At 54.1% G+C, this 22798-nt stretch carries 21 protein-coding genes; 13 read left to right on the top strand and 8 right to left on the bottom strand.

Features of this window, described 5'->3' with window-relative positions:
* The first annotated feature begins 59 nt into the window (after window positions 1-59).
* The 5 genes from N5923_RS06905 (at window position 60) to cysM (ending at window position 4850) form a co-directional block, all read left to right on the top strand.
* Window positions 60-1076, top strand: a complete 1017-nt coding sequence (locus tag N5923_RS06905) for a sulfate ABC transporter substrate-binding protein (RefSeq protein ID WP_267140587.1) — start codon at window positions 60-62, stop codon at window positions 1074-1076.
* Window positions 1076-1909, top strand: coding sequence for a sulfate/thiosulfate ABC transporter permease CysT (cysT, locus tag N5923_RS06900; RefSeq protein WP_267140586.1), 834 nt, complete (start codon window positions 1076-1078; stop codon window positions 1907-1909). Before N5923_RS06905 ends, cysT begins: the two co-directional genes overlap by 1 nt.
* A complete protein-coding gene (gene cysW / locus N5923_RS06895; protein WP_267140585.1) occupies window positions 1909-2781 on the top strand; it encodes a sulfate/thiosulfate ABC transporter permease CysW in 873 nt (290 codons plus the stop codon). Before cysT ends, cysW begins: the two co-directional genes overlap by 1 nt.
* Window positions 2771-3859 carry a sulfate/thiosulfate ABC transporter ATP-binding protein CysA gene (gene cysA / locus N5923_RS06890; protein ID WP_267140584.1) on the top strand — a complete coding sequence of 363 codons (1089 nt, stop codon included), beginning with the start codon at window positions 2771-2773 and terminating at the stop codon, window positions 3857-3859. The genes cysW and cysA overlap by 11 nt, the downstream gene beginning before the upstream one ends.
* Before the next feature lie 109 nt (window positions 3860-3968).
* Window positions 3969-4850: a cysteine synthase CysM gene (gene cysM / locus N5923_RS06885; RefSeq protein WP_267140583.1), complete on the top strand. Its 882-nt coding sequence runs from the start codon at window positions 3969-3971 to the stop codon at window positions 4848-4850.
* Window positions 4851-4925: 75 nt separating this feature from the next.
* On the opposite strand, the gene N5923_RS06880 is transcribed toward cysM, so the two are convergent.
* Entirely contained in the window at window positions 4926-6866 is a 1941-nt protein-coding gene (locus N5923_RS06880; RefSeq protein WP_267140818.1) for a MacB family efflux pump subunit, read from the bottom strand.
* Window positions 6867-6869: 3 nt separating this feature from the next.
* A complete protein-coding gene (locus N5923_RS06875) occupies window positions 6870-8063 on the bottom strand; it encodes an efflux RND transporter periplasmic adaptor subunit (RefSeq protein WP_267140819.1) in 1194 nt (397 codons plus the stop codon).
* Between the two features lie 174 nt (window positions 8064-8237).
* Between N5923_RS06875 and N5923_RS06870 the strand changes: the two genes are divergently transcribed.
* Together N5923_RS06870 and N5923_RS06865 are read left to right on the top strand one after the other, a co-directional pair.
* A complete protein-coding gene (locus N5923_RS06870; RefSeq protein ID WP_267140820.1) occupies window positions 8238-8918 on the top strand; it encodes a response regulator transcription factor in 681 nt (226 codons plus the stop codon).
* Window positions 8915-10264 carry a sensor histidine kinase gene (locus N5923_RS06865; protein ID WP_267140821.1) on the top strand — a complete coding sequence of 450 codons (1350 nt, stop codon included), beginning with the start codon at window positions 8915-8917 and terminating at the stop codon, window positions 10262-10264. Before N5923_RS06870 ends, N5923_RS06865 begins: the two co-directional genes overlap by 4 nt.
* A 47-nt stretch (window positions 10265-10311) precedes the next feature.
* Here the strand turns inward: N5923_RS06865 and crr are convergent, their stop codons facing one another.
* From crr to cysK, 4 genes are all read right to left on the bottom strand, one after another.
* Window positions 10312-10815: a PTS glucose transporter subunit IIA gene (crr, locus tag N5923_RS06860; RefSeq protein WP_017803282.1), complete on the bottom strand. Its 504-nt coding sequence runs from the start codon at window positions 10813-10815 to the stop codon at window positions 10312-10314.
* 43 nt (window positions 10816-10858) lie between these two features.
* Window positions 10859-12586, bottom strand: a complete 1728-nt coding sequence (gene ptsI, locus N5923_RS06855) for a phosphoenolpyruvate-protein phosphotransferase PtsI (RefSeq protein WP_267140822.1) — start codon at window positions 12584-12586, stop codon at window positions 10859-10861.
* Window positions 12587-12749: 163 nt separating this feature from the next.
* Complete coding sequence (gene ptsH, locus N5923_RS06850; RefSeq protein ID WP_017803284.1) at window positions 12750-13007, bottom strand: phosphocarrier protein Hpr; 258 nt, start codon at window positions 13005-13007, stop codon at window positions 12750-12752.
* 539 nt (window positions 13008-13546) lie between these two features.
* Window positions 13547-14518, bottom strand: a complete 972-nt coding sequence (cysK, locus tag N5923_RS06845; RefSeq protein WP_017803286.1) for a cysteine synthase A — start codon at window positions 14516-14518, stop codon at window positions 13547-13549.
* Between the two features lie 381 nt (window positions 14519-14899).
* Here cysK and N5923_RS06840 point away from each other — a divergent pair, with 381 nt between their 5' ends.
* Entirely contained in the window at window positions 14900-15874 is a 975-nt protein-coding gene (locus tag N5923_RS06840; RefSeq protein WP_267140823.1) for an IS110 family RNA-guided transposase, read from the top strand.
* Between the two features lie 154 nt (window positions 15875-16028).
* Here N5923_RS06840 and N5923_RS06835 read toward each other — a convergent pair whose 3' ends face one another.
* Complete coding sequence (locus N5923_RS06835; protein ID WP_267140824.1) at window positions 16029-16595, bottom strand: TetR family transcriptional regulator; 567 nt, start codon at window positions 16593-16595, stop codon at window positions 16029-16031.
* A 146-nt stretch (window positions 16596-16741) separates the two neighbouring features.
* On the opposite strand from N5923_RS06835, the gene lgt reads away from it, so the two are divergent.
* On the top strand, window positions 16742-17617 hold the full coding sequence (gene lgt, locus N5923_RS06830) for a prolipoprotein diacylglyceryl transferase (RefSeq protein WP_267140825.1): 876 nt from the start codon (window positions 16742-16744) through the stop codon (window positions 17615-17617).
* 6 nt (window positions 17618-17623) lie between these two features.
* Complete coding sequence (locus N5923_RS06825; protein WP_267140826.1) at window positions 17624-18217, top strand: NAD(P)H oxidoreductase; 594 nt, start codon at window positions 17624-17626, stop codon at window positions 18215-18217.
* Window positions 18218-18766: 549 nt separating this feature from the next.
* Here the strand turns inward: N5923_RS06825 and cysZ are convergent.
* Window positions 18767-19537: a sulfate transporter CysZ gene (gene cysZ / locus N5923_RS06820; RefSeq protein WP_267140827.1), complete on the bottom strand. Its 771-nt coding sequence runs from the start codon at window positions 19535-19537 to the stop codon at window positions 18767-18769.
* A gap of 76 nt (window positions 19538-19613) precedes the next feature.
* Between cysZ and N5923_RS06815 the strand changes: the two genes are divergently transcribed.
* From N5923_RS06815 to ligA, 3 genes are all read left to right on the top strand, one after another.
* Entirely contained in the window at window positions 19614-19760 is a 147-nt protein-coding gene (locus N5923_RS06815; protein ID WP_267140828.1) for a hypothetical protein, read from the top strand.
* Window positions 19757-20707, top strand: coding sequence for a cell division protein ZipA (gene zipA, locus N5923_RS06810; protein WP_267140829.1), 951 nt, complete (start codon window positions 19757-19759; stop codon window positions 20705-20707). The genes N5923_RS06815 and zipA overlap by 4 nt, the downstream gene beginning before the upstream one ends.
* Before the next feature lie 71 nt (window positions 20708-20778).
* Window positions 20779-22797, top strand: coding sequence for an NAD-dependent DNA ligase LigA (ligA, locus tag N5923_RS06805; protein WP_267140830.1), 2019 nt, complete (start codon window positions 20779-20781; stop codon window positions 22795-22797).
* Window position 22798 lies beyond the last annotated feature (1 nt).

The raw sequence follows: 22798 nt of genomic DNA, 5'->3' as shown, positions 1-22798 counted from the left end.
TTATAAATACACTGAGGGTTACTGGTGGCATTCGCCAGCTGCTAACTTCAGGGTGCTAAATGACATCTTCCAGGATAAACCAATTCGTAAGCGGTGCAGCCTTATCGCTGCTGCTGGCGAGCGCTGCGCAGGCGACAGAGTTACTTAACAGCTCTTATGACGTCTCACGTGAGCTGTTTGTCGCGCTGAATGCGCCCTTCGAGAAGCAGTGGGCAGATCAGCATCCTGGTGACAAACTGACGATTAAACAGTCGCATGCCGGTTCTTCCAAACAGGCGCTGGCGATCCTGCAGGGGCTGAAAGCGGATGTGGTGACTTACAATCAGGTCACCGATGTACAGATTCTGCATGACCGCGGCAAACTGATTGCCGCCGACTGGCAGCAACGGCTGCCGAATAACAGCTCGCCATTTTACTCCACCATGGGTTTTCTGGTGCGTAAGGGCAATCCAAAAAACATTCACAGCTGGAGCGATCTGGCTCGCAGCGACGTGAAACTGATTTTCCCTAATCCGAAAACGTCGGGTAACGCGCGATACACTTATTTAGCCGCGTGGGGCGCGTTCGATCAGGCCGATGGCAAAGACAGAGCCAAAACCGAGCAGCAGATGACGCAGTTTCTGAAAAACGTCGAAGTGTTCGATACCGGTGGTCGCGGCGCTACCACCACCTTTGCCGAACGTGGGCTGGGCGATGTGCTGATCAGCTTTGAATCGGAAGTGAATAATATTCGTAATCAGTACGGCAAAGACGATTACGAAGTGATCGTGCCGAAAACCAATATCCTGGCGGAGTTCCCGGTGGCCTGGGTCGATAAAAATATCGAACAGAACAACACCACCGTTGCCGCCAAAGATTATCTCAACTACCTCTACTCGCCGCAGGCACAGCAGATCATCACGCAGTTCTACTATCGCGTGAACAATCCTGAACTGATGGCGCAGCAGAAAGATCGTTTCCCGCCGACGGCGCTGTTCCGGGTGGAAGACACCTTTGGTAGCTGGGAGCAGGTGATGAAAACGCATTTCGTCAGTGGTGGTGAATTAGATAAGTTGTTAGCGGCGGGGCGTGGGTGATGTTTGCAGCAAGTAGTAAACGGGTTCTGCCCGGATTTGGACTCAGTCTTGGCAGTAGCCTGTTTTTCACCTGTCTGGTGTTACTGCTACCGTTAAGCGCACTGGTGATGCAGCTGTCGCAGATGACGCTGGCGCAGTACTGGGAAGTGATCTCTAACGAGCAGGTGGTGGCGGCCTATAAGGTGACACTGCTGTCTGCTGGTGTGGCGTCAATTTTTAATGCGGTGTTTGGCATGCTGATGGCATGGATCCTGACCCGCTATCGCTTCCCGGGCCGTACGGTGTTGGATGGCCTGATGGATTTACCTTTTGCGCTGCCAACCGCCGTCGCGGGGTTAACCCTTGCCGGGCTGTTCTCCGTTAATGGCTGGTATGGCGAGTGGCTGGCGCAGTACGACATTAAGGTGACCTACACCTGGCTGGGTATTGCGGTGGCGATGGCATTCACCAGTATTCCGTTTGTGGTGCGTACCGTGCAGCCAGTGCTGGAAGAGTTAGGCCCCGAGTATGAAGAGGCGGCGCAAACGCTGGGTGCCACCCCATGGCAGAGCTTCCGCCGCGTGGTATTGCCGGAGGTGGCGCCCGCGCTGCTGGCCGGTACGGCGCTGTCATTTACCCGCAGTCTCGGTGAATTTGGCGCGGTGATTTTTATCGCCGGTAATATCGCATGGAAAACCGAAGTGACTTCGCTGATGATTTTTATCCGTTTGCAGGAGTTTAATTTCCCGGCCGCCAGCGCTATCGCCTCGGTGATTCTGGCCGCTTCGTTACTGCTGCTGTTTGGCATTAACACGTTGCAAAGCCGCTTTGGCCGTCGTCTGGGAGGTCATTAATGGCTGATATCTCTGAATTTAAAAGCACAGGCCAGCGCATCAACTGGGGCAAGTGGCTGCTGATTAGCCTCGGCATGTTGATTTCGCTGCTGTTGCTGGTCGTGCCAATGGTATCGATTTTTACCGAAGCCTTCTCCCAGGGGTTCTCGGTGGTGATTGCCAATCTGCATGATCCTGATATGTTGCGCGCCATCTGGCTGACAATCCTGATCGCGCTGATTACGGTACCGGTTAACCTGGTGTTCGGTACGCTGCTGGCCTGGCTGGTGACGCGTTTTACCTTTCCGGGCCGCCAGCTGTTATTAACGCTGTTCGATATTCCGTTTGCTGTATCGCCGGTGGTTGCCGGTCTGATTTACCTGCTGTTCTACGGTGCCAATGGCCCGCTGGGCGGCTGGCTGGATGCGCATAATATCCAGCTGATGTTTGCCTGGCCGGGAATGGTCATGGCGACGGTGTTTGTCACCTGTCCGTTTGTGGTGCGCGAACTGGTGCCGGTGATGCTGAGCCAGGGCAGTCATGAAGATGAAGCGGCGGTACTGTTAGGTGCTTCCGGCTGGCAGATGTTCCGCCGCGTGACGCTGCCGAATATTCGCTGGGCGCTGTTGTACGGCATTGTGCTGACCAACGCGCGTGCGATTGGCGAATTTGGTGCGGTCTCGGTGGTATCGGGATCGATTCGCGGCGAAACCTATTCGCTGCCATTACAAATTGAATTACTGCATCAGGATTATAACGTGGTCGGTGCCTTTACTGCTGCTGCGCTGCTGACCCTGATGGCGATAGTGACGCTGTTTCTGAAAAGCGCGGTGCAATGGCGATTAGAGAGCCAGGACAAGCGTTTGCAACAGGAGGGAAATCATGAGCATTGAAATTAACTACATCAATAAATCTTTTGACCGCACCAAAGTGCTGAATGACATCACGCTGGATATCCCTTCTGGCCAAATGGTGGCGCTGCTCGGTCCCTCCGGCTCTGGTAAAACCACGCTGCTGCGCATTATCGCCGGTCTGGAACATCAGAACAGCGGTCAGCTGAGTTTTCATGGCAAAGATGTCAGCCGTCTGCATGCACGCGACCGCCAGGTTGGTTTTGTATTCCAGCACTATGCGCTGTTCCGCCATATGACCGTTTTCGACAATATCGCCTTCGGTCTGACGGTATTGCCACGTCGCGAGCGTCCTTCCGCCGCGGTGATTAAACAGAAAGTTACGCAGCTGCTGGAGATGGTGCAACTGGGTCATTTAGCCAGTCGCTACCCGGCGCAGTTGTCCGGTGGTCAGAAACAGCGTGTGGCGCTGGCGCGCGCGCTGGCAGTCGAGCCGCAAATCCTGCTGCTGGATGAGCCTTTTGGTGCGCTGGATGCTCAGGTGCGTAAAGAGCTGCGCCGCTGGCTGCGTCAGCTGCACGAAGAGCTGAAATTCACCAGTGTATTTGTCACCCATGACCAGGAAGAGGCGATGGAAGTCGCCGATCGCGTGGTGGTGATGAGCCAGGGTAATATTGAACAGGTCGGTACGCCAGACGATGTGTGGCGCGATCCGGCGACGCGCTTTGTGCTGGAGTTCCTCGGTGAAGTAAACCGCTTTGACGGTGAAATTCACGGTTCGCAATTCCATGTTGGCGCGCATCACTGGCCGCTGGGCTACGCACCGGCGCATCAGGGCAAAATTGAACTGTTCCTGCGTCCGTGGGAGATCGATGTCAGCCGTCAAAGCAGTCTTGAGACGCCGCTGCCGGTGCAGGTGCTGGAAGTCAGCCCGCGCGGTCATTTCTGGCAGGTGGTGGCGCAGCCGGCTGGCTGGCATCTCGACCCGATCACGCTGGTTGTGGAGGGCGACAATGTTGCGCCGATCCGTGGCGAGCGTCTGTTTGTTGGCCTGCAACAGGCGCGCCTGTATAACGGCGATGTGCCATTACGTGCAGTTGCCTTTGCCGAAAGCGCCTGATATTTTTCTGGCATAATCCATTTAAGAAAGAGGCGGGATTTATCCCGCCTCTTTTTTTGTGCATCATAGAGCCTTATCGCGCCATCTACCGGCCAGCCAGGAAGCCACAGTGACGACTCTTGAACAAACCATCGGAAATACCCCGCTGATCAAACTGCAGCGCCTGACGCCTGCAAATGGCAGTGAAATCTGGCTGAAGCTGGAAGGAAATAACCCGGCCGGATCGGTAAAGGATCGGGCGGCGCTGTGGATGATTCAGCAGGCGGAACAGCGTGGTGAAATCCACCCTGGCGATGTGCTGATTGAGGCCACCAGCGGCAATACCGGCATTGCGCTGGCGATGATTGCAGCGATGAAAGGCTATCAGCTGAAACTGCTGATGCCGGACAATATGAGTATTGAGCGTCAGGCGGCGATGAAAGCCTATGGCGCCGGGCTGATTCTGGTCAGCAAGCAGCTGGGAATGGAAGGCGCGCGCGAACTGGCGCAGGAGATGGCGGCGCGTGGTGAAGGCAAGCTGCTGGATCAGTTTAATAACCCGGATAATCCGCTGGCGCATTACTGCACCACCGGCCCGGAAATCTGGCGACAGACTGACGGACGCCTGACTCATTTTGTTTCCAGTATGGGGACCACCGGTACCATTACCGGGGTCGGCCGCTATCTGAAAGAGCAGGGCCAGCGGGTTGAGATTGTCGGCCTGCAGCCGGAAGAGGGCAGCGCCATTCCCGGTATTCGCCGCTGGCCAGCCGCCTGGCTGCCAGGGATTTACCGCCCTGAATTAGTTGATCGGGTTATCGATATGGGGCAGAACGAAGCGGAGCAGACGATGCGTCAGCTGGCGCAGCGCGAAGGGATTTTTTGTGGCGTCAGTTCCGGCGGTGCGGTCGCGGGTGCGCTGCGAATTGCGCGTGAGCAGCCAGGCAGCGTAGTGGTGGCAATTATCTGCGATCGTGGCGACCGCTATCTTTCCACCGGCGTTTATAACTGATGGATGGGCGGCGAAAACGCCGCCCCTACGCCAGACAATTGTAGGGGCGGCGTTTTCGCCGCCCTGGCTGATGATTTACTCGCGCTCCAGCGCATGAATCGGATCCATGCGTGCGGCGCGGCGGGCGGGAAAGAAGCCAAACAGCACGCCAATCAGGCTGGAACAGATAAACGCGGCGATAATTGAGAACGGCGAGTAAATCATCGCGAAATTGCTGCTGGTCTGCGCCAGTAATACTCCCGGCAACAGCGCCAGCAGTACGCCGATAATCCCGCCGGTGATACAGACCAGTACTGCTTCAATCAGAAACTGTTGCATAATATCGCTGGCGCGCGCGCCCACTGCCATACGCACGCCAATTTCCCGCGTTCTTTCGGTTACCGATACCAGCATAATATTCATCACGCCAATGCCGCCAACCAGCAGCGAAATCAGCGCAATCGCCGCCACCAGCAGCGTCATGGTGTTGGTGGTGCTCTCAATCGCATTGCGAATACTGTCGGTATTCATAATAAAGAAATCTTTACTGCCATGACGCTGTTGCAGCAGCTTGGTGACCCCCTGTTCCGCTACCGCGAGATCGATATTATCTTTGATACGTACCGTGATGCCGCTAAGGTAGGTTTTGCCAATCATGCGTTTCATCGCGGTGGTATAGGGCACCCAGATATTGAGGTTGCTGTCGCGGCCAAAGCTGCTCTGACGCGTGGCAACCCCGACAATCCGTACCGGCATATTGCCCAGCATAATCACCTCGCCCAATGGGTTTTCCCGGTTGGGGAACAGTTTTTTCAGCGTATTTTCATCGATTACCGCTTCCTGAGCGACCGAATCAACACTGGTGCGGTTAAAGGCCATTCCCTGTGATAAGCGGTAGCCGCGAACGGCAAAAAATTGCTCACCCACGCCATTGACCGAAATTGTCAGCGCCTGGTTACGGTATTTCAGCGTGGTGCTGTTGGTGATCGAGGGGGTGACACTGTGCACATAGGGTTGTTGCGCCAGCGCATCGGCGTCGCTCGGGCGTAGCGTCTGGATGCGTGCTGAATTCATATCGCCAAAATCGGTACCGGGAAAAACATCCAGCGTACTGGTGCCCATTGAGCTGATTTCCTGCAGGATTTTTTGCTGCGAACCTTTCCCCAGCGCCACCACCGATACCACCGAGGCGATACCGATAATAATGCCAAGCATGGTAAGAAAGGTTCGCAGCCGCTGCGACATCATCGACACCAGCGCCATTTTAAAGGCTTCATTCAGACGGTCACGCAGCGCGCGCCACGGGTGCGGAACCGCCGGAGCGCGTTGCGCAATCCGCATATTTTGCTGCACGCCCTGGCTACGGTTATCGGCAATTATCTCACCGTCGTGGATTTCGATAATCCGATCGGCATTTTGCGCAATGCGCATATCGTGGGTGACGATCACCACGGTATGTCCCTGCTGATGCAGATCGCGCAGGATATTCAGCACCTCTTCGCCGCTGTGGCTGTCCAGCGCCCCGGTCGGTTCATCGGCGAGGATCACTTCGCCGCCATTAATCAGCGCGCGAGCGATACTGACGCGCTGCTGCTGACCGCCGGAGAGCTGGCCCGGACGGTAGTGCAGGCGTTCACCCAGTCCTAAGCGCGTCAGTAACGCCGTGGCGCGCTGACGGCGTTCTGTATGGCTTTTACCGGCATAGATCGCCGGGATCTCGGCGTTGCCCAGCGCACTGAGGTCACCGAGCAGGTGATAGCGTTGAAAGATAAAACCAAAATGTTCGCGACGCAGTTCGGCCAGTGCATCGCTGTCGAGCTGACCGGTGGCTTTGCCCGCCACCAGATAATCACCGCTGCTGGCTTTATCCAGACAACCCAGCAGGTTCATCAGCGTTGATTTACCGGAGCCGGAAGCGCCAACAATCGCCACAAATTCGCCAGCCTCTATCGACAGGTTAATATCTTTCAGCACCCGCACGCGCTGTTCACCGCTGTTAAATTCGCGGTTAATCTGTTTAAGCTGCAGCAGCGCCATCAGTTACATCCCCGCAGGGGGCGTCGCATCAGAGGCTGCTCCCTGACTGATAATTACCCGTTCGCCGGCTTTCAGACCCGCTGTGATTTGCGCTTCAATATTGTTATTAATGCCGACCGTCACCTCACGGCGCGCTACCTGCTGCTGGTTATCCACCACCTGCACGCTGGTTTTACCGTTGACCGCATCCAGCGCCGTTGAAGGGATAACGATAGCGTTGGGGTGATCGCCCAGCACAATATGGACTTCAGCGGTCATTGAGATGCGCAGCGTATGCTGCGGATTGGCGATATCAAACAGGCCGTAGTAGTAAATCGCCTCACTGGAGGATGAAGCGCTGGCGGAACTGCCGCTGCTGGCGCTGAGGCTGCTGTCGGTATTAATTGAATCGGGTGCCGGTTCAATCGCGCGCAGGGTGGCGCTGTAGCGTTTATTTGGCTGGCCGAGAATGGTAAACCACACCTGCATACCAGGCCGCACGTTGACCACATCCGCTTCGGAAATCTGCGCTTTAACCGTCATAGTATTGAGATTGGCGACTTTAACGATGGTCGGCGCACTCTGTACGGCGTTTACCGTCTGACCCTCTTCGACCGGAATCGACACCACGGTGCCATCAATTGGCGAGAGAATCTGGCTGTAGCCAAGATTGACCTGGGCGGTATCGACCTGGATCTGTGACTGGACAATTTGTGCATCCAGCGCGTGAATATCGGCCTGCGTGCTGTTGAGATTCGCCAGCGCCGCATCGTAATCCGCTTTCGCGGTCAGATTCTTCGCCAGCATCGCTTTCTGGCGTAAGAAAGCGGCATTGTAGTTGGCCAGTATCGCCTGCTTCGCCGCGCGCTGCGCCTGGATATTCTTCAGCGCCGCCTGCGCATTGCGCAGTTCGTTTTGCTGCGTCAGGTTATCGATTTCTGCAATCAGCTGGCCCTGTTTGATCTGCTGGCCAAGAGTGACCTGAAGCGATTTGATCTGGCCTGATGCCTGGGCGCCGACGCTGACCTGCTTGCTGGCGGTAATCTTGCCATCGGCCAGCACCGTCTGTTGCAAATCGCGCTGTTCTGCCAGTGCCGTAATATAATTGGGTTTCTGCTGAACTTTATGCAGGCTAAACCAGCCAAACAGGCCAACAACTGCCACAATTAGCAGAATAATAATGATCCAGCGTCTGCCTGAAGTGCGGCGTAATTCCATAACTAAAAGATTCCTTTACCCGAGTCATAGCAGATATAACGCAAAACTTTACGCCTGGAAAGCTAAACCGGCATTCAAGGATCTGCTGTCTGACGTGTAAGGATTAAGTAAAATCAGCTGCTAAACAACCTGCCACAGGTGAAAATAGCGTCAACTACGATCGAGAGAAGCACAATGAAAATTTTATTAGTCGACGACGATGTTGAATTAGGCACTATGCTGAGCCAGTACCTGATCGGCGAAGGTTTTGATGCCTCGCTGGTGCTGACCGGCAAAGCGGGGGTGGAAGGCGCGCTCTCCGGTGAATACACCGCGATGATCCTCGATATTATGCTGCCGGATATGAGCGGCATCGATGTGCTGCGCCAGGTGCGCCAGAACAGTCGTCTGCCGGTGATTATGCTGACGGCGAAAGGGGATAATATCGACCGGGTAATCGGCCTTGAGATGGGCGCCGATGACTATATGCCAAAGCCATGCTATCCGCGTGAACTGGTCGCGCGTCTGCGCGCAGTGCTGCGTCGTTTCGAAGAGCAGGTTCCGGCCCCGGAGAAGAAAGATCTGATCAGCTGGGGTGATCTGGCGCTGAACCCGGCCACCCGTATCAGTGAGTGGAAAAATAAACCTTTCGATCTTACCGCCTCAGAATTTAATCTGCTCGATCTGCTGTTGCGTTCGCCGGATCGCGTGGTGTCTAAAGATGAGCTGTCCGAAAAAGGCCTCGGGCGTCCGCGTGAAGCCTATGACCGCAGCGTTGACGTGCATATCAGTAATATTCGTCAGAAGCTGGCCCAGCTGACCGGCGACACGATTAATATTGAAACGGTGCGCAGCATCGGTTATCGCATTCGATGAATAGTCGTTTTCGCGGTCGTTTATTCTGGAAGATCCTGTTTGGCTTCTGGCTGGTGTTTCTGGTGATCAGCCAGCTGTTGTGGCTCGGCTTTACACTGAAGGGTGATCGTCACGAACCGCCGGAAAATATCACCGTGCGCCGGATTGTTAACCTGCAGATGACCTCAGCAGTATCGGTCTTGCAGCGCGGCGGGCTGACGGCACTTAACGATATGATGGCGGACTGGTCGCCGGGCGACCGGCGTTTCTTCTCGGTGGTGCCGATGCCGATACCGCCGCAGGAGAAATCACGTAAAGAGCTGGACCATATGCTGACGCCTGGCACCTTCCCCAATGAAGTGATTGAATGGGTGACCGGCGCCGATGGCCAGCAGTATATGCTGCGCTATGACGTTAAGGGGTTGCGTGAAGACAGCGCGATGGGCGGCCATCCGCGCAATATCCTCAATATCCCGGAGCCAATGTTTATCTTTGCCGGCGCGGCGGGATTGCTGTTTAGCCTGTTGCTGGCGTGGAACCTGACGCGGCCAATGCGTCAGCTGCGCGAAGGCTTTGCTAAAGTCTCGAACGGCGATCTCTCCGTGCGGCTCTATCCCACTATGCGACGTCGCCACGATGAGTTGTCGATTGTCGCCAGTGATTTCGATGCGATGGTCGAGCGCCTGTCGGTGCTGGTGCGCGCGCGCGAAGAGTTACTGCATGATGTCTCCCATGAGCTGCGTTCGCCGCTGGCGCGCCTGCAACTGGCGACCGGACTGGCGCGCCAGACACCCGCTTCAGTTGAAAGCTCGCTCGATCGTATTGATGAGGAAGCGCGCCGGCTGGATAAGATGATTGGCGAGCTGCTGACGCTGTCCCGCGCCGAGAATGAAACCATGCCTGATGAGCAGTATTTCGATCTGCTGGGGCTGCTGGAAGCGGTGGTAAATGACGCGCGCTACGAAGCGCAGATACCGGGGGTGGAGATCCTGCTGGATGCCAGCCGCAAAGAAGATTTTACCGTGAAGGGCAATGCCGAGTTAATCCGTCGCGCGGTGGAGAATGTGGTGCGCAATGCCCTGCGTTTCTCACTGCACGGCCAGCAGGTGAGGGTGGCGCTGCGTCAGGAGAGCCAGTGGCTGGAGATTTGTGTTAGTGATAACGGACCGGGGGTCGAGGCGGAAAAACTGTCCAGCATCTTTGATCCTTTTGTCCGGGTTAACTCACCGTTAATGGGCAAGGGCTACGGCTTAGGGCTGTCGATTGTGCGCAAAGTGGTACTGGCGCATCAGGGTGAAGTGCATGCGGTTAACGGCAAGCAGGGCGGCCTGGAACTGACGATTCGCCTGCCACACTGGGTGGTGTAAGGCAAAAAAAACGGCGCCTGAGGCGCCGTTTTCATTTCATCACAAAATTACTTTCTGATACGGATAATTGGGGTTTCGCCCACAACTACGCTACCGGTCAGTTTGATCAGCTCTTTGATCTCATCCATATTCGAGATCACTACCGGCGTCAGCGTTGACTTCGCTTTCTCTTCCAGCAACGCCAGGTCAAACTCGATGACCACGTCACCTTTCTTAACCTTCTGACCTTCTTCAGCGATGCGTTTGAAGCCTTCGCCTTTCAGTTCAACCGTATCGATACCGAAGTGGACAAACAACTCGATGCCATTGTCAGATTCGATAGAAAAAGCATGGTTAGTTTCGAAAATCTTACCGATGGTACCGTCTACCGGCGCTACCATTTTGTTGCCAGCAGGCTTGATGGCGATACCGTCGCCAACAATTTTCTCTGCAAACACAACATCCGGCACGTCTTCGATATTTACGATTTCGCCAGACAGTGGTGCAACGATCTCAATGGCACCAGACGTCGTTTCTGATTTATCGCCAAAAAGTTTAGAAAACAAACCCATGATCTTCTCCTAAGCAGTAATATTGGGCCAGCGTCTCGCGGAATCAGCAGAGTGTTTTTTCTTCAATGAACTTGTTGACCAGGTTCATTAACTCTTCCGCGGTCGGTTGAGCCAGAGCCTGCTCTGCTAATGCCTTCGCATCTTCAAAATTCGTATTACGAATAATTTTCTTGATGCTTGGGATAGAAATGGCACTCATACTAAATTCATCCAGCCCCATTCCCAATAACAGTAGTGTAGCACGTTCATCACCTGCCAGCTCACCACACATACCGGTCCATTTGCCTTCAGCATGAGAAGCATCAATAACTTGCTTGATCAGACCAAGGACGGATGGCGTCATCGGGTTGTAGAGATGGGAGATCAGATCGTTGCCACGATCCACCGCCAGAGTATACTGCGTCAGGTCGTTTGTCCCAATACTAAAGAAATCGACTTCTTTCGCCAGGTGACGCGCGATCACCGCAGAGGCTGGGGTTTCCACCATAATGCCCACTTCGATGGATTCGTCGAACGCTTTACCTTCTTCACGCAGTTGCGCTTTCAGCAGCTCCAGCTCGACTTTCAGCGCACGAACTTCTTCCACTGAAATAATCATCGGGAACATAATGCGCAGTTTGCCGAACGAGGAAGCACGCAGGATGGCGCGCAGCTGGGCATGCAGGATCTCTTTGCGATCCATGGCGATACGGATGGCGCGCCAGCCGAGGAACGGGTTATCTTCTTTTGGCAGGTTCATATACGGCAGGTCTTTGTCACCGCCGATATCCATGGTACGCACGATAACCGCCTGCGATCCCATGCCTTCCGCTACCGCTTTATAAGCCTGGAACTGCTCTTCTTCAGTTGGCAGCGAGTCGCGATCCATAAACAGGAATTCTGTACGATACAGGCCAACACCTTCTGCGCCGTTGCGCTCTGCACCCGCGATATCACGCACGGTACCGATATTGGCGCACACTTCAACCTGATGTCCATCGAGGGTGATAGCCGGCAAGTCTTTCAGTTTAGCCAGATCGTTTTTCTCGGTAACATATTGATTGTTTACCGCTTTCAGTTCCTCGATAACGTCTGCAGTCGGGTTAACATAAATTTTATTGTTAACGCCATCAAGGATCAGATAATCATCATTTTTCACCAGCGTGGTGACATTGCCGGTACCGACGATGGCAGGCAGTTCCAGAGAACGCGCCATAATCGAGGTGTGCGAAGTACGGCCACCCAGATCGGTAATAAAGCCCAGCACTTTGTTCAGGTTCAGCTGTGCGGTCTCTGAAGGCGTCAGGTCTTTCGCCACCAGCAGCACTTCTTCTTTAATCGCGCTCAGGTCGACGATATGCAGGCCAAGAATGTTCTGCAGCAGACGCTTGCCGATATCACGTACATCAGCTGCACGCTCTTTCAGATACTCATCGTCCAGCTCTTCCAGCGCTTTGGCCTGGCCTTCGATAATGGCGTGAGCCGCAGCGTCAGCAGAGGCTTTCTCGTCTTTAATCAGGGCTATGATTTCCTGCTCCAGCTCTTCATCTTCCAGCAACATGATGTGGCCTTCGAAGATCGCTTCTTTTTCTTCACCGAATGTTTCGCCGGCTTTGATTTTGATCGCTTCGAGCTGTTCAGCGGCCTTACTGCGGCCGTCAAGGAAGCGCTTAACTTCCTGATCCACTTCTTCAGCAGAAATCTTTTTCCGGTTAATAACGATTTCATCTTCTTTCAGCAGAAGTGCCTTGCCGAAAGCGATACCCGGTGATGCTAAAATTCCTGAAATCATAACCTTACCTTTTTATAACGATGGCTTGATAGGCGACAAAACGCGGTGCCAGAGTTGCAAAAGTGTACTTTACGGAAGCAACAACGCGGACGTGATGTCCGCGATCAAAATGTTTGCACTCACTTCTGCCTGATGAAACATTTGCCCCGACGGACCGGGCGAATTACTCGAGCTCAGCCATCAGTTTAACCAGATGCTCAACAGCCTGCTGCTCATCTTCACCTTCAGCAGACAGGTTGACAACCGTGCCCTGAGTCAGACCCAGAGTCTGCAGTTTGAACAGGCTTTTCGCGCTGGCGGATTTACCGTTAGAGGTAACAGTGATTTCAGAGGTGAAGCCTTTAGCTTCTTTTACGAACTGAGCAGCCGGGCGAGTGTGCAGACCGTTTGGTGCGGTAATTGTAACTTCTTGCTGGAACATTATGTTTCCCCAACTTAATTGGTTTGGTGTTGTGGATCTAAAGTCTAGCCTGGAGGCCGAACTTTAGCCTGTGTTGGTCGCGCTGGCATGAGTACAGGACTCGCCAAAAAATGCGCAATTAAGGGTAAAAGATGCAGCGTCGCAATAACCTGCTCAGAGCGCCGCTGGTCCACTTCCCATTATGCCGCGCTTTGTACTGCATCGCCAAACCGGTAAATCGATTCAGCTTGATCCAATCGCGCGACGATTAATTTTGTGGATCGAAATAATTGCCAGCTTAAATACCAGACCCGGCGGGGTAAAATCAATCTGCACCCCCACTAAAGTATGATGAAGGTCACAAAAAAGAGCCGTTTAGCACCCACTGCTACATTAAATCAGACCATTTTTAAGCCAGCATATTGGGCAAAATTAAATGCATTTTTTTACGTAAATCAGACTAATCCGCGGCGGCAAAAAAAAACGCTCCGCAGAGGAGCGTTTTATCGCAATATTGTCGCGCCATCGGGCGTATAAAGCGCCTGCCGCGACAGATAATCTTACTGCTGCAGCTCTTTCTCGGTAAACAGATCGGCAAACAGTGCGGTACTGAGATAACGCTCGCCGGAAGAGGGCAGGATCACCACAATATTTTTGTTGGCGAAAGCTTCATCTTCTTGCAGCTTCAGGGCGGCCGCTACGGCTGCGCCGGAGGAGATACCGGCCAGAATGCCTTCTTCTTCCATCAGGCGGCGCGCGGTAGAAATAGACTCTTCGTTGGTAATTGCCACCACGCGATCAATCAGTTTCAGATCAAGGTTGCCCGGAATAAAGCCCGCGCCGATACCCTGAATTTTATGCGGACCAGGTTTGATCTCTTCACCCGCCAGCGCCTGAGCAATCACCGGGGAGTCGGTAGGTTCTACCGCCACGGTAATCAGATCGGTTTTGCCTTTGGTGTTTTTGATGTAGCGGCTGACACCCGTCAATGTACCGCCGGTGCCGACACCAGCAATAAATACATCCACTTCACCATCGGTATCTTCCCAGATTTCCGGGCCGGTGGTTTTTTCGTGAATTTCCGGGTTGGCCGGGTTGCTGAACTGCTGCAACAGCACAAATTTATCCGGATCGCCCGCCACAATCTCCTCGGCTTTGGCAATCGCGCCTTTCATGCCTTTTGCGCCTTCGGTCAGCACCAGGTTAGCCCCCAGCGCTTTCAGCAGCTTACGCCGCTCGACGCTCATGGTCTCTGGCATGGTCAGGGTTAACTTATAACCGCGTGCCGCAGCGACGTAAGCCAGTGCGATACCGGTGTTTCCGCTGGTGGGTTCTACCAGCTCATTGCCTGGTTTCAGAATGCCACGTTTTTCAGCGTCCCAAATCATATTGGCACCGATACGGCATTTGACGCTGAAACTTGGGTTGCGGGATTCGACCTTCGCCAGAATGCGCCCATTACCGATGCGGTTCAGTCGAACCAGCGGCGTATGACCGATTGTCAGAGAGTTGTCTTCATAGATCTTACTCATAGCCCGTCCTTAACTGTATGAAATTTTGGCAACCCTAAGAGCATACCCTTTCAATTTCAGCACGGAAGGAAAGAAATCGTATATGTATATGATTGTCTGAAATAAGGCTTACTGAAATGGCATAAGGCGAACAGCAGGGGCGGCGAGAACACCGCCCTTGTATCTAACATTATGTGGTGATTAGCTACCACTACACGGAAGCAGAGTGCGCCCGGCCCCGCCCTGAAGAACAGTTGAATCAACAATTGAATCTTGCTTTGCAGCTAATGGCCCTCTGCTTCCCCTTTCACGCCAGCACAGTATGTTGAACGGTTACCAGGAGCCCGACTCCGTATGAACAAGGCGAACAGGCGTGACGGTCTATGTGAGAGGAGAAAGTGTATGTTTCCTGTCGGTATTGACGTGAGTAAAGGAACCCTTGACCTGTGCATGCTGTATGACGGCATGCAGGGGCGTATTAAAACGAAGAAGATTAAAAATGATCGCCACGCTTCACCGGCTATCTTCGCCTGGCTCAGGCGTCAGCATTGCGGGCCGGAGGATATTCATTTTGTGATGGAGGCCACTGGTGTCTACCACGAGCAACTGGCCACGGCGCTGCATGACGCAGGCGGATATGTGTCACTGGCCAATCCGCATCGCAGCCGGGATTTTGCCCGGGGGATGGGCATCCTGACTAAAACGGATAAGGTGGATGCGTACATGCTGGCCTGCTACGCACTGCTTAAAAACCCGCATCGCTGGATGCCTCCGCCCCCCGAGATACGTCATCTCAAGGCTCTGCTCCGGCGTCGTGATGTGCTGGTCAGTGATGCCGTCCGGGAGCGCAATCGCATGGAGAAATATGAGAGCACTGACACGCCTCCGGAGATAATAAGCTCCTCGCAGCATATGCTGCAGCAACTCAGCCTGGAGGTGAAGGCTACCGAAAAACTCATCACCAGACATGTTCTGGCACATCCGGATCTGAAGCATGATTATGACCTTCTGACGTCAATAAAGTCTGTTGGCCCGCAGCTGGGCACACACATGCTGGTTGTGTTGCGGAGTCATGATTTTAAGTCGGCAGACCAGGCAGCGTCCTTCCTGGGTGTTGTGCCGGTTGAGAAACGATCAGGGACGTCAGTCCGGGGGCAGGCACGCATGTCAAAAATCGGACCGCCACAACTTCGTGCCAGGCTCTACCTGTCAGCGCTGTGTGGAAAGATTCACAATCCCAGGATGCGCAACATCTATGATCAGCTGTGCCTGCGGGGCAAGCCGAAAATGGTGGCGATTGGCGCGCTGATGCGGAAGCTGGTTCACTGGTGTTACGGAGTATTAAAATCAGGCAGAGAATTTTCGTTAACGGGCTGAAGCTGTCGCAAAGCCTGTTCTAAAGAAGTCCGGTGGAGAACGGAAATGATCTCTCGTTAAGCCTTTTCACAAGCAGGCATGACGGGCAGCTTTGAGCGAAGAGCGGACATATGAATAAAGTAAAGTACATATGGCCCGAGGTGATTGGCCGTAATCAAATGATGTTTAATTCAAACCTGACCATGCGATCGATGTAACGGTGGGCATCAGCAATACTGATGAGGCCAAGAGCGCATGAGCCGTCCAGACCGCAGACAAACGAACTCAGTCGCCACGCGGTTTCCTCGCACGAATCTGAGACCCTCGCCTCGCCGCTCTCGCAGGCATGCCCGATCAGATGGACAGTCCTGTCGTTCCAGACCTTCATCACTTCAAGATAGGCGGTTTTGACATCCTCATCGCCCCCGGCAATGACCTGGGCTTCCCGCCAGATCCGGATATAAGCCTCAAGGTTGCCGTCATCACTCTTCAGATAGCGGATTAATCTGTCCGTCCATGTCCCGCCCGCATCTTCAGATAACCTCTCAAGCATATCGTGCATCAGCTGTATCAGAACCTCAGACTTCATCTGGCCGGAAGAAGCGAAGTGATGGTGAATCTGCCCGACGGCAATTCCGGCACGGAGCGCCACACTGCGGATCGTCAGCGAGTTCAGACCCCCGCTGAGCGCAAGCTCTGCTGCGGCTTCGAGTATCGATTCACGCCTGTCTTTACGGTTCATATAGCTCATCTGTGAATTATTACTGAAGGCCACGGGGATGACAATGTAAAACTGGACATCCGTTCAAATCTCGATCTACACTAAAATTGAACAAGTGTTCAGTTTTACTTAGAGGTCGGCCAGCTACGTCGGGTCAGAGGCAGGAAATGGAATATTTAAGTTATCCGGTAATTGATCCGGTAGTTTTCACGCTTGGCCCGCTGACGGGTAACTGGTATGGGTTGTTCTTTGAAATCGGTTTGCTGATTTCCTCCGTGCTGCTGACCCGAAGGCTAAAAGGCGTTCATCCGTCCATGGACAGCGACAGGAAAACGATACTGATTTTTACGTGCTTTATCACTCTGCTACTGGGGGCCAGAGTCAGCTATGTGCTGCTGTATTGCCCGTCCAGCCTCGCCGATGAGCCATTTTATTTTCTGAAATTCTGGGATGGTTGCGCCTCGTTCGCCGGAGCGGTAGCGCTGGTTGTCCCGGTTTTATGGCTCTTGTCGAAAAAGTGGAACGTCGAATTTTATCGTCTCACTGATGCTGTGGCGACAGCCGCCCCCGTCGCTGCTTTAGCTGTACTGGCGGGCGATACCGTCGTCGGATCAGGCTGGGGTAAAGTGGTCATGGACCCTCATTTATCCATGCTGTTTTCCTCATCGAGACATGCCGATATGCTGATCGCCAGCGGGGATCTCGCGCTGGCGAACGTCATTAAGAGCAACGCTTATGGTGTGCTGCCGCGCTTTCCTTCTCAACTCCTCGAGCTTGTTTCGCAGGTGATACTGTGGCTGGTTATCAGCGTTATCTACTCTAAAAACGGACATAAACCGGGATTCACGACGGCATTGTATCTCCTGCTCTTCTCTCTGGTAAAAATTACGACAGAGCAGTTTCATGAAATGGACATACCGGTGGGGTTTTCAGGCTCGCTGTTTTCAACCAAAGCGGGGGCTTTAACAATCCCATTATTATTTATGTTTGAAATCATAGTGTTGAGCGTTTTAGTCTCAAAGAAAAATGTTCCTAAGAACTGAGGTTTTATGAAGAAGTTAAACATTATCTGGTCACACCCCAGAACGGACAGCCTGACCGGAGACGTTGTAAAACGCATAACCGCCATGGCGGAGGCGTCAGGGTGTGAGGTGAACATTCTGGATCTTTACCGCTCAGGTTTCTCCCCTGTTTTAAACACGGAGGATGAGCCGGACTGGCAGGATCAGAGCAAAGATTACAGTGCGGAAGTCTCCAGGCTTGCATCCGAGTTATCACCGGAGCACCCGCTCATCTTTGTATTTCCGGTGTGGTGGTATTCTCTCCCGGCGATGCTTAAAGGCTATATCGACAGGGTCTGGAATAACGGCGTGTTCTACGGCGAGGGCTCACAGAGGCCCGCCTCCAGGATCCTGTGGATTGGTCTTGTCGGGCAGAACGAGCCGGCCTTTATGAAAAGAGGCTTCGACTTTACGCTGCGCCAGACGCTAAATAATGGTATTGCGAGTTTCTGCGGCGTGAACAACTCATCGGTTAAATTTCTCTTTGATACTATTGGCGATGATGTTGAAGAAAAAAATAAGCATTATGAAGATCTTGTCAGTAGCGCTGAGAAAACTGCATCTGCTTTTTTAATGCAGTGAGGGTTAAACCCTATTCCAGTTGAGCGTTTTGGTAATCCCTCTGTATGAGATACAACACTCACTGGGAAATGGAATTCCCACGTTTGCCAGTACTTGCTGCTGCAGAAACTTCCGCTTTTGGCACAGAGCGGACATTATTTTTCCTAAAAATTCCCTCTTAACGTTATTCAGGCAGGCAGGCAAGCTGTGCGTAGCCTTCTTCTGAATGCCGCGTCAGCGGCATGGAGGCGCCAGATAAGGCCACATATGGCTTAGAGGTTAAACGGCGCCGTACGCCCGGCGTAGCCGGTTGCTCTTATATAAATATTCCCACTTCGCCCCCTGCCCTGATAAGCCCAACCCAGCGTTCAGCAACGAAGAAATTCAGGTAACCCCTTTTAACCCCGGTGAACGGGCTTTACGGCGTTTGCGACGTAAAGGGCGTGATTTCCGGGGCCTTGGCGGTAGCAGCTTGCTGCTGACGCTTAGGGGGGTGTATATCTCAATTTAAAGCGACATGTACTGAACTTAACACGGTAGCTGCAAAGTATTCATATCCCAAGGGAGCCGTTATCGGCTCCCGCTTACCACCCCCAGCCGATCGCGATAGCGGTCGACCCACATGGCGGTGGCGCCACAGACCGCCACCGGCATAATCGCCAGATTCAGCAGTGGCACCATGGTGAACAGGCTGACCAGCGCGCCAAACTGCATATTGTCGGTTTTATGCAGACGCAGCGCGCTGCGCATCTGCTGGAAACTCACTTTATGGTTATCAAACGGATAGTCGCAATACTGAATCGATAACATCCAGGCGCTGAACAGGAACCACAACACCGGCGCTACGGTCTGGCCAAAACCGGGGATAAAATAGAGCAGCAGTAGTCCCAGTGCCCGTGGCAGGTAATAAGCCAGTTTCTGCCATTCGCGTTTCATAATGCGCGGGATATCCTTCACCAGGCCCGCCCAGCCGCTATCGGGCAGTGGTGTGCCGGTCAGGCGCGCTTCAAGCTGTTCGGCCAGCAACCCGCAGAACGGGGCGGCAATCCAGTTGGCAATGGTGGAGAACAGATAACTGAACACCAGCACAATCGAAATCACGGTGAGCGGCCACAGCAGATAGCTTAACCACTGCAACCAGTCGGGAATATGGCTCATCAGCGCCGGGATCCAGTGTCCCAGACGGTCAAACAACCAGATAAAAGCGCCGCCCATCAGTAAAATATTGATCAACAGCGGCAGGATCACAAAGCGACGAATACCAGGCAGGCGGATCAGGTTCCAGCCCTGTCTGAAGTAGTAAATACCATTATGCGTTTTAAGGTTTTTCTCAGTTGCCATCGACAGCGTCTCTCCTTTTGGCGGCAGTGCAAGGCTATCATAACGCAGCTTTTTACGCTGACCAGCAGGCGATTGGATGAAAAAACAACAAAAAAGTGTGCTTACGCCATCTAATTTGTTAGAAAATAGTGCGCAGACTTGCACTTGTGTACCGGGGCAAATACAGTTAGAGGATAAAGTTTGCCGTGGTGGCAAGGTATTGGAACAACAGAGAATACAATGATGCAGGATTTGCGTCTGATATTAATCGTTGTTGGCGCGATCGCCATAATAGCGCTTCTTCTTCACGGCTTGTGGACCAGCCGTAAAGAGCGCTCATCCGTTTTTCGCGATCGCCCGCACAAGCGTTTAAAGCAAGATAAACAGCAGGGCTCAGCTGACGAAGATGAAGGCGTCGGTGAAGTGCGCGTGCGCCGTTCACAACCTCAGCACGATGAGCCGTCTGTTGGTGGCTTTGAGGCGGCTGATGACGATGCACCGCCGCGTCAGCCTGCGCCACGCAAACAGCCGGAACCTGCACGTCATGTGCCGGCGGTCGAAGAGCCGCCTGAACTTGATCCGCTGTTCGATGCTGAGCCGCCGTATGCGCTTCAGCCAAAAGCCGCACCTGCTGCGCCGCAGCCGGTGAAACAACCGGTCAAGGCAGAGCCACAATTTGATCCGCTGTTTGACGACGAGCCGGAAGAGGATGAGGTGGAAACGCCTGCACCGCAGCCCGTCGCAGCGCCGGAGCCGCCTAAAGAGCGCAGTAAAGAGACTGTACTGGTGCTGCATGTTGCTGCGCATGCCGGTGGCGTGCTGAACGGTGAAGCCTTGTTGCAGGGCGTCCTGCAGGCGGGATTCCAGTTTGGCGAAATGAATATTTTCCATCGTCATCTGAACCCGGCGGGCAGTGGCCCGGTGCTGTTCAGCCTGGCGAATATGGTGAAACCAGGCTCATTTAACCCGGATGAGATGTCTGATTTCTCCACGCCAGGGGTGTCGATCTTTATGATGGTGCCATCCTATGGCGACGCGCATCAGAACTTTAAACTGATGCTGCAATCCGCCCAGCGTATTGCCGACGATGTCGGTGGCGTGGTGCTGGACGATGAGCGTCGCATGATGACGCCGCAGAAGCTGGAAACCTACAAGGCGCGTATTCGCGATGTTATCGACGCGAACGCCTGAACACTGTTTTTGTAAATAATATCCCCCCCAACCCCCGCCAGTCGGGGGTTTTTTATCTCCGATGGTGCGTTATGGAATCCATACAAGACAAAATCACCCATTTGCGAACCACGCTTGGCCATCATGAATACCTGTATCACGTGATGGATGCGCCGGAAGTGCCGGACGCCGAGTACGACCGCCTGATGGGCGAACTGCGCGAGCTGGAACAGCAACACCCTGAACTGATTACCCCGGATTCGCCGACGCAACGTGTCGGCGCCGCGCCACTCGGCGCTTTCGAACAGGTGCGCCATGAAGTGCCAATGCTGTCGCTGGATAACGCCTTTGATGAGGCCACTTATCTTGCGTTTAACAAGCGGGTGCAGGATCGACTGAAAACCAGCGCTGAAATCACCTTCTGCTGCGAGCTGAAACTCGATGGTCTGGCGGTCAGCCTGCTGTATGAAGATGGCCTGCTGGTGCGCGCCGCCACGCGCGGTGATGGCACTACCGGTGAAAATATTACCGCCAACGTGCGTACTATCCGCGCCATTCCGCTGCGTCTGCAGGGGGATAATATTCCGGCGCGCATTGAAGTGCGTGGTGAAGTGTTTCTGCCGCAGGCCGGCTTTGAAAAACTGAATGAAGAAGCGCGCCGTACCGGTAATAAGATCTTTGCTAATCCGCGTAATGCCGCGGCAGGTTCACTGCGCCAGCTCGATCCTCGTATCACCGCCAAACGTCCGCTGACCTTCTTCTGCTACGGCTTTGGCCTGCTGGAAGGCGGCGAAATGCCTGCCAGCCACTGGCAGCGTTTGCAGCAGCTAAAAGCCTGGGGCCTGCCGGTCAGCGACCGTATTCGCCTGTGCCACAGTGCGGAAGAGGTGCTGGCATTCTATCGTCAGGTTGAAGCTGATCGCCCCAACCTCGGCTTTGATATCGATGGTGTGGTGATTAAAGTCGACGATCAACAGTTGCAGGAGCAGCTGGGTTTTGTCGCCCGAGCGCCGCGCTGGGCGGTGGCGTTTAAATTCCCGGCGCAGGAGCAGATGACCAGCGTACGCGACGTCGAGTTCCAGGTTGGCCGTACCGGCGCGATTACGCCGGTTGCGCGTCTTGAACCGGTGCTGGTGGCGGGGGTGATGGTCAGCAATGCCACGTTGCATAATGCCGACGAAATCGAGCGCCTGGGATTACGCATCGGCGACCGCGTGGTGATCCGCCGCGCTGGCGATGTGATCCCGCAGGTTGTCGGGGTGGTGGAGTCTGAACGTCCTGACGACAGCCGCGAAATTCTGTTCCCCAGCCACTGTCCGGTTTGTGGCTCTGATCTGGAGCGTGTCGAAGGCGAAGCGGTCACGCGCTGTACCGGCGGTCTGATCTGCGGTGCGCAGCGCAAAGAGGCGCTGAAGCACTTTGTCTCGCGCCGGGCGCTGGATGTGGATGGCATGGGCGACAAGATTATCGATCAGCTGGTGGAGAAGGAGTATGTTAAAACGCCAGCCGATCTGTTCCGTCTGACGGCTGGCGTGCTGACGGGTCTGGATCGTATGGGGCCAAAATCGGCGCAGAACATCGTCGATGCGCTGAATAAAGCGAAGCAGACCACGCTGGCGCGTTTCCTGTATGCGCTGGGCATTCGTGAAGTCGGTGAAGCCACCGCGGCGAACCTGGCGGCTCACTTTGGCACGCTGGAGAAGATTATGGATGCCGATCTGGAGGCGTTAATCGCGGTGCCGGATGTCGGCACGGTGGTCGCCAGCCATCTGCGCAACTTTATGGAAGAAGAGAGCAACCGTGAAGTGATCCGCCAGCTGGTCGAGGATAGCGGCATTCACTGGCCTGCGGTGGAGGTGGTGAATGCCGCTGAGATCGACAGTCCGTTTGCCGGTAAAACCGTGGTGCTGACCGGTTCACTGAGTATTATGGCGCGTGATGATGCCAAAGCCAGATTAGTGGCGCTGGGGGCGAAAGTCAGCGGCAGTGTATCGAAGAAAACCGATCTGGTGATTGCCGGTGAAGCGGCAGGCTCCAAGCTGGCGAAAGCGCAGGAGCTGGGCATTGAGGTGATTGACGAAGCCGAAATGATTCGTTTACTGGGTGATTAAG

Source organism: Winslowiella arboricola, assembly GCF_025527015.1.
GTDB classification, from domain to species: Bacteria; Pseudomonadota; Gammaproteobacteria; order Enterobacterales; family Enterobacteriaceae; genus Erwinia; species Erwinia arboricola.
Note: the sequence above shows the minus strand (reverse complement) of the source record. Positions and strands in the feature narration are given on the sequence as shown.